The organism is Rheinheimera baltica DSM 14885, assembly GCF_000425345.1.
Classification (GTDB): Bacteria; Pseudomonadota; Gammaproteobacteria; order Enterobacterales; family Alteromonadaceae; genus Alishewanella; species Alishewanella baltica.
Genome location: NZ_AUDG01000089.1, coordinates 1 through 8,114, shown reverse-complemented (window position 1 = coordinate 8,114; position 8,114 = coordinate 1). Strand labels below are relative to the sequence as shown.

At 47.9% G+C, this 8,114-nt stretch carries 8 protein-coding genes; 2 read left to right on the top strand and 6 right to left on the bottom strand.

Going from position 1 to position 8,114, the window contains the following annotated elements:
• Window positions 1-295 precede the first annotated feature (295 nt).
• The 5 genes from H595_RS0118845 to H595_RS0118825 form a co-directional block, all read right to left on the bottom strand.
• Window positions 296-526, bottom strand: a complete 231-nt coding sequence (locus H595_RS0118845) for a hypothetical protein (protein WP_027672558.1) — start codon at window positions 524-526, stop codon at window positions 296-298.
• Window positions 527-592: 66 nt separating this feature from the next.
• Window positions 593-1,081 (bottom strand): Ig-like domain-containing protein, encoded by a 489-nt coding sequence (locus H595_RS0118840; protein ID WP_240474945.1) that lies wholly within the window; start codon window positions 1,079-1,081, stop codon window positions 593-595.
• A 10-nt stretch (window positions 1,082-1,091) separates the two neighbouring features.
• A complete protein-coding gene (locus H595_RS0118835) occupies window positions 1,092-2,675 on the bottom strand; it encodes a DUF4331 domain-containing protein (RefSeq protein WP_027672556.1) in 1,584 nt (527 codons plus the stop codon).
• Between the two features lie 121 nt (window positions 2,676-2,796).
• A complete protein-coding gene (locus tag H595_RS0118830; protein ID WP_027672555.1) occupies window positions 2,797-3,474 on the bottom strand; it encodes an anti-sigma factor in 678 nt (225 codons plus the stop codon).
• Window positions 3,471-4,031: a sigma-70 family RNA polymerase sigma factor gene (locus tag H595_RS0118825; RefSeq protein ID WP_027672554.1), complete on the bottom strand. Its 561-nt coding sequence runs from the start codon at window positions 4,029-4,031 to the stop codon at window positions 3,471-3,473. The genes H595_RS0118830 and H595_RS0118825 overlap by 4 nt, the downstream gene beginning before the upstream one ends.
• 180 nt (window positions 4,032-4,211) lie before the next feature.
• Between H595_RS0118825 and H595_RS0118820 the strand changes: the two genes are divergently transcribed.
• Window positions 4,212-5,252, top strand: coding sequence for a glutathione synthetase (locus H595_RS0118820; protein WP_027672553.1), 1,041 nt, complete (start codon window positions 4,212-4,214; stop codon window positions 5,250-5,252).
• 86 nt (window positions 5,253-5,338) lie between these two features.
• Window positions 5,339-5,533: a PA3496 family putative envelope integrity protein gene (locus H595_RS0118815; RefSeq protein ID WP_027672552.1), complete on the top strand. Its 195-nt coding sequence runs from the start codon at window positions 5,339-5,341 to the stop codon at window positions 5,531-5,533.
• 55 nt (window positions 5,534-5,588) lie between these two features.
• Here the strand turns inward: H595_RS0118815 and H595_RS0118810 are convergent.
• The coding region (locus H595_RS0118810) for a beta strand repeat-containing protein (protein WP_027672551.1) at window positions 5,589-8,114 on the bottom strand (2,526 nt) is incomplete at its 5' end.

Sequence of the window (8,114 nt, the reverse complement as noted above, 5' to 3'; positions counted from 1 at the left end):
TCTCTCAAGTTCCTGATACATCTCTTTAATCATGCCACGGCTTGATAACTCCGCTGACTCGTCACAGCCTCACTTTAACGGCTGCTTTGCATGGACTTCGGTGGCGTTACAAACCTCGTCAGTCAGATTGTGCTTATCGAAGCGATACCAACCTTCAGGGACACGTATCCCCTGTGGCCTAACTAATTCTCTGTGTACGCTTCACCTATCTTGTTCGTCAGTAAAAAAAATACTGGCTCCGCCATAGGCGCAACACTCGATACGGGTGGTCAGTTACACCTTACCCGACAGGGACTTACACCCTGCAAGATGCATCAAGCTTTGCTTGACGCACTAACTGCACTGCTTCCAGGCGCACTGCATCATTGTCAGGCTGTTGTACCAGCTGCTGCGTTAATGTTTGCAATGCTGGCGTAAGCGGCAGCGTTTTGCCCAGTGACAACACGTCTGTAGCCTCAGGCTTAACCGATTGCGCCAGTAGCGGCAAACTGCTGACCAGGCACAACCAAATATAGAAAAACTTCATAGTGATACCCTACCTATAGAACCGTAAATAAAGGGGGCAGCACGCTGCCCCTTTTACCGCTTGCGGTTATTGTCCGGTCAATAGATCGGCGTAATCGGCTTCCGCACTGGCATCCTGCGTAAAAATACGGCCATTGATTGCCAATGGTGTCGCATCTTCCTGCTGGGCAAACGCAGCGCGTGAATAGCTCAGAAACGACTCGGTTGCCATTTCAACCGTAATGTCTATCTGGCCCTGCGCCGTCAGCTCACCATCAGTTACCGTCACGGTAAAACTGTCGTTGCCGGTAAACTCTGCTGTCGGGGTGTAGGTGAACTTGCCATCATCAGCCAGCATAACGCTGCCATTTGTCGGAGAAGCAGCAAGTTCAAACATCAGGCTGTCACCGTCGACATCTTGTGCTGCAATGCGGTCCATAATGGCAACATCGGTCTGTGTTACAAAGCTATTAGCACCTATCACTGGTGGGCTGTTAAGTTTGCTATCAGAATTACAACCTGCCAGCATCGCAGCAGCAATCAGTGTTGCGGCAAAGCTATAGTGTTTCATTTTCATCATGCACTCCTTAGTTAGGTGAGCCTGCCAGCGGCGTCAGCAAATAAGGGAAGCTGGTATTAAGCATACTGGCATCCAGCGGTGCACCGTCAGTAAAAGGCACATTACCTACCGGCGCATCCTCAGGCATACAGTAGCCCAGGTTAGTTGGGGTGCCGTTTACCGGAATATCATGGCACAAGGCTCCCATCATCACGCGCAGCGCGATATCAACCACGTCATCACCCGGACGACGACCATTTGGGAAACCGGCTAAGTCATTACCTGCAACACCAAAAGCAGACTGCATAGCCGCAGGAGTAGCTGGAATGGCCGTATTAAGACGTAACATTTCAGACGGGGTTACCGTGGCCAACTGATTAACTCCGGCCACACCGGTTAAAAACGCATTAACCAAGTCCAGCCGTGGAAAGTTTGAAGGGGCTAAATCAGTAATATTGGCACCCAAAGTGGTGTTAACAGCGTCTTTAAACAGAATATTTAATAACGCCGGTAAGCTTGGATGTGTAACGTAATCAGCAAACTGACCATCTTCAGACGGCTTGCTACTGTTGAACTTGTCTTTGTCCGCAAGACCAATGACTAATTCATTTACCAACGGGTTACTTAACCGTGATACCTGCACTAAAGCACCGCCATTAACGTCAGGACGGGCGAAAGTTGCATTTGGGTTTAGGATACGCGCTTGCGGTAAGCTTGCGGTAGTCCAGGCGCCCACCACGCCGTTACCGCTGCCGGTTATACAAGCTTTAGGCAATTCTATGGCTAACGTTGTTACATTTTTATCGGCTAAATCATCGTTTGCACTGCTTTGCGTTATGCCACCTGGAAAACCAGCACCATCTCCGGCACCCGGTGCGCTATCACCCTCTACCGGCACATAATTTACCAAATCGAACGTTTCACCTAAGTTCACCACGAACGGATCTTTGCGCTGCCCCACAAAAATTCGAGCCATGGCTTCACAACCTGGCAGCGCAACGTCATAGACATATTGATCGGCATAGGCCTGATAAGCGTCTGCACTGGTGAAGGTTTTAGTGCCGACAAAGTCATACGGCTTGGTAAATTGCATCGCATCACCCGACGGGCTTAGCATTGTGCTACTGGTACCTGATGCGACTTCTACGCTGTAGTTTTCAATAAAATTCAGCGCCGCTGAATTGTCAGCGCCTAAACCACCGACGTTTTTCAGCGGCACAGCAACCATTTTCTGATTACCTTCTGGCCCAATCGGTAACTTTACGCCTGCACCATCATTAGCCAAGGTGTTGCTGAAACGAAAGTTAAAGCTCATATTCGGCATCGCATCACCATCGTTATCAATGTGAATGCTGTATACCGCTGCAGGGTCCATAGCAAAGTAGTTTGGCCCGCCGTAGGCATCTTGCAGCGGAATATAGTTAGCAATAACCGTTACATAGGACTCACGGCCACTTTCATAACTGTTAAACAAATAAAAATCGGTCGCATCAACGGTTGGTGTGCGGGTAATATTTGGCGCTTCACGGTGGCTTGATGCCTGGACATTGCCAATCAGTGTCAGTGCACTTAACGCCGCGGTTACCGCGAGGAATGTTGCTGTACGTTTCATATTATGTTGCCCTTATTGATTAAATTGCGACCTAGAAACGACTGACTGCCACCACTGGATGCAGCTATTGGAAAAAAACATAAAAAAAACCGCCGCAGCGGTTTTTTTGACAGTGAAAAGGTTATAGCGTGATTATTTCAGCGGTAAACAATACCGGCCCGGTTGGCAGTCCTGTTGGCGAGCCGCCAAGTGGCTCTAAGCTAACGGCCAGCGCAGCAATGGTAATGCCATCGGCAGCCGCAGGCCAATCCAGTATTTGTTCGCCTTGCTGTGGTAGCAAGCCTAATGACACCGGGGCTGCACCATCAGCAGGCAGCATCCACAACTGATAATCGTTAAGCTGCTTTTCTCCCACCGCTGCAGTGGCTTTTACTGTCAGTTTGCGCTCGGCCTTACTAACTAACCACCAGGCTTTAGCATCACTGGTTTGAATAACAGCAATGTCTTGCTGCAGTGGGCTCGTTAACATCGGTTTAAGCATAACCACCGCTAACAACAATGACGCCGCCAGCGCCAACCCAAACCAAACTGGGCGACGTTTAGCAGGCAACGTCGTCACCTCGGGAGCGGTCCAGCCCAAACGTTGCTGTATACGCTGCCATACCCGCTGGTTTGGCAGCGTTGCTGGCAAGCTTTCAGCCAGCGGATTTAAATGCTGCTCCCAACGCCATACCGTCTGACGTACTGCAGGATTTGCCATAATGAGTTGTTGAAAACGTCTACGCGCAGCACCGCGCATAGCGCCAAGAATAAAGTCGACCGCCAGGGCGTCGAGTAAGTCCTGATCTTGATACTTCATGCTTCAAGGCACCTTTTCAGTTGGGTTAAACCACGACGGATCCAACTTTTCACTGACCCCAGTGGTGAGCCGGTATGCTCGGTAATTTCCTGGTGGCTCAGCCCGTTAAAATAAGCCAATTGGATAGATTGCCGGTGCTCGTCTGTCAGCCCCTGCATGCAATCGTCCAGCTTAACTTTTTCCCGAACTAAGCCTATGGCCTCCCCCGGCTGCACCTCTTCAGAAACGCCGTCTGCCAGTTCTTCTGTAATATCCAGATGCTCTGCCTTTACCCGCCGTGATTTTAATAAATCCAGCGCACGATAACGGGTAATGCTGATCATCCAACTCATCACACTGCCCTTCTCAGCGTGGTAGTCGGCCGCATTATGCCAAATTCGTTCATAGGCATCCTGCAATACATCTTCGGCCCAATCATTCCGCCGCAGTAGATGCAGGCTGACCGAAAACAACTTACCCGATGTCGCTTGATACAGCTGCTCAAACGCCTGCTTGTTACCTTGCGCAGTGGCGTATAGCCACTGCAAGAGTTGCTGCTGTTGTTGTGATTGTTCCATTAGTAACCCTGTTTACGTTAACCGTTAATGGCAGTTACGACACACCTTGGCTTTCGGATGCAGTAGCTGAAGCACTTAATGCAAAATTCACGTGTGTTTTTTTGTCTTTGGGCTATCATCCGCTTCCATTTTTAGCATGCTCTCGTATGCTTAGCGCATCGAGTGTAATTTGAGATTGCTATGCGCATTTGTTTTTTAATGTACCCTTGGGAAAAAGTGCAGCCAGACGGCGACAGCACCATTCGGATGATCCACGAAGCCGTGAGCCGTGGACATAGTGTAGCAATTACCCATGCCAATAACTTAACGGTGCGAGACAGTATTGCCCAGGCTTTTTGCAACGTGTTTGTTAAAGGCCAGAAAATTTCCAGCAATATCGCCAGTTTTTATCGCCATGCACAATTTAATCAGCAAAAACTGCCTTTGGCCGCTTTTGATGCAATTTTTATCCGCCTGAACCCGCCATTAGACCCCATCGTACTGAACTTTCTGGACTCTGTTCGCGAAGATACTTTTATTATGAATGATTTAGATGGCGTTCGTATTGCGAACAACAAAATGTATACCGCATCATTACACGACCCGAATAATGAATTTATTCCGGTAACGCACGTATCAAAAAACCGGGACTATCTGACACGAGTTCTGGCAGAGTCGCCTGGCGAGAAAATGATTTTAAAACCGTTAAATGGTTACGGTGGTAAAGGCGTTATTTTATTGGAAAAATCTGCAGCACAAAGCGCCCGCTCTTTACTGGACTTTTACATCGGCGATCAAGAACGCGGTAATTACGTTATTTTACAAGAATATGTAGAAGGGGCGGAACTGGGTGATATTCGCATTTTAATGTTAAACGGTAAAGCCATAGGTGCTATGCGCCGAATTCCACCAGCAGATGATGTTCGGTCTAACGTACACGCTGGCGGCAGTGTTATTAAGCATGTACTGACTGAACAAGAGAAACGTCTTTGTGCACATATTGGCCCCAAGCTGGCACGGGATGGATTATTTTTTGCGGGTATTGATGTTATCAACGGCAAACTTATTGAAGTTAACGTAATGAGCCCAGGTGGTATTGCCAGAATAAACCGGCTGAACAACGTGCGCTTACAAGAAAAGGTTATTGATTTTATTGAACAAGTTGTAGATAGCCAAACACTACCCTCTGCACGCAAACAGGGGTTTCGTTCATTGCTAAATGAAGCCGAAGCGCTTAATTGAAATTTTTTTATCGTGTTTAAAAAAATAATTCACTGTTTTTAACTGAGAAATCTCGGTAAATAAGCAAAAAAATCTGAGGTGCGCTTATGTCACAGGTAGAAAGCAACGATTTTGAACTAGATGAATTATCCGATGATGTTGAAGTCATCAAAGATGTAGTTGTGAAAGACATCAAAGCAAAACAGAAGTTAGAAGCACGGCGCAAAATTGACGATCTATTGGAACAAAAACGCCTGCGTCAGCTGTTAGACGATTGGGATCTCGATGACGATGATGCTTAAAAAAACGGGCGCTTTATGCGCCCGTTTTATTTGTTGCCTTGATAATTAATAACAATTAACCGTCAATTTTTAAGTGACCACTGCTAATCAAGCTGTCAATAATGGCCTGAGCATCTGAGCCAAAACTGCTTAAATCGACCCCTTCCAGCGTAATTTGCTGGGTAACATTACCCGAACCAGTGTGCTTAATGTTGATGGTAGTGTTACCACCACTCATGCTAAAGCTTAAGTAGTCGGTGATATTGTCGCTATTTTCACCTTGTAATAAATCGCGTAGGTCTATTACATCACCCTGAGCGGTATTGAAGTCTTTAATAACATCAACCGCTGCGGTGCCGCTACTTTGGTCACCCAACTGCCATGCAAATACATCTGCACCGGTGCCACCAGTTAGAATATCGTTACCGGCACCACCAAATAACACATCATTTCCGCTACCGCCATTAATGGTGTCATTACCAAGGCCACCATAAACCACGTCATTACCCGCACCAGCATTAACGATGTCGTTACCACCGTAGGCCATAATTAAATCGCCGTTATCAGTACCTGTCATGGTTTGCGCGGTGTTGTCGCCTGACAGTACCGTATTGGTTGTTTGTGATACATCAACCGTTAATGTGTCAGATACCGATGTGGTGGAAGCACCGTCCGTCGTTGTCGCGGTAACCGTCAGGTTAAGTTGGCCATTAAACCCTACAGGTGTAAGCAAACTTAAGCCTTCAAGCTGTTCTTGCGTAAGAGTCCAGCTTCCATCTGCATTTTTAATACCTGCTGTTAGCAAGGCGTCAGACGGTATGCCTGTGATAGTGATCGACAAACTTTCGCTGGCATCGACAACAGCTGCATTTATAGTCAAGTCAACCATATCACCGTAGGTAACACCATTTACGACAATTGTTGGTGCTGACAGATTCAGTTGTGAATCTTTACCATCATCCCGACCATTGAGAATGACCCAATCAAACTGATATTCGCCATCTTGTGTGGCAGTAAAGTTAAATGTGCCACTACCATTGACTGAGGGGCCATAAAGCTCAGACGACGCAATCAACTGGGTGGTTTGTGTGCCATCCGGTGCAGTAATAATAACCAGCACAAAGTCGTTATAACCTTGTTGTATTTCGCTGGTAACGTTTTCACCGTTGGTAAAACGCCAGTTAAATCCAATAGTCATCCCTGCATTTAAGTTAGCCGTGCTTGATGTAAAGTTACCGTCAATGGTATCTATATTACCTGGATCATCTAATGCACCAGAAGGCGCGGCAAAGCTGTCTAGGAAGCCACTGGTTAAACCAAGTGCTTGCTCTAAAGCCGCCTGACTTAAACCTGCGCCTGTCTGAGTGCCGTTTGCTCCTGTTGTAATAAGAGTTGCACCTACCTGAGTAGACACGGCATCAGCCACTTGAAGCAGGGCAGCGTCGGCAACAGGAGTAACTGTTATATTAAGTGCCGCCGTCGATGTACCGCCTTGTTGATCAGATACTGTGTAAGTAATGGTAGGCAGTGAACCACTCCAGTGCTCACTTGGCGTAAAGGTAAACCCACCGTTGGCATTTAATTGCAGCGTACCTTGGTTTTCAATAATAACTTCGGTACCCGCGGCGTAAGTCTGACCGTTAATTACAAAGCTTTGCACTACTACTGTATTACCATCAACGTCACTGGTTAGCACACTGCCAACCAACACCTGATCTTCATTAACGGTGTAGTTTGTATTAGTTGCAACGGGCGCATTGTTAATCACTGCTGTATCGCCAGCACCCTGGTTTCCTGCGATGTCAGTATAACTGCCATTCGCTACAGCAATGGAAATGGCTGCAGTTCCATTAGCGGTAAAGACTGCGATCCATACATTTGGATTATTTGGATCTTGCACCAGGCCAGTTATAGTACCGCCAGTTACCACAATATCTGATAGGTCAAAACCTGTAACGTTTTCACTAAAGGTGAATGTGACGTTGGTTTGCTCGCCGCTGGCAAGGGTTGAATCAACCGTACTAATGGTCAAGGTTGGTAAAGTAGTATCCATAATGGCACTGTCGCTGCCTTCTGCGCCGGTATTGCCGGCAGCATCGGTGATGGTGGCCGTTACGGTTAAGGTCGCGCCGTCTGCTGGTGCTACCACAGTGGTTAATACTTCACCCGCATCAATTTGTGCCTGGGTCAGTACAATGGCCACGCCATTGACGGTTAAGGTGTCACCTGCCACCGCGCCGGTGCCGGTTAAACTGATGGTAACGTTCACGTCGCCATTCAGCTCTGCCGCATTGATATAACCGTCGTTGTTCGCATCTTCAGTAATGGTCACGCCCGGGGCATTTGGTGCGCTGGTGTCCATAATGGCACTGTCGCTGCCTTCTGCGCCGGTATTGCCGGCAGCATCGGTGATGGTGGCCGTTACGGTTAAGGTCGCGCCATCTGCTGGTGCGGTTACTGTTGTCAGGACTTCACCCGCATCAATCTGCGCCTGGGTCAGTACAATGGCCACGCCATTGACGGTTAAGGTGTCACCTGCCACCGCGCCGGTGCCGGTTAAGCTGATGGTAACGTTCACATCGCCATTCAGCTCAGCCGCATT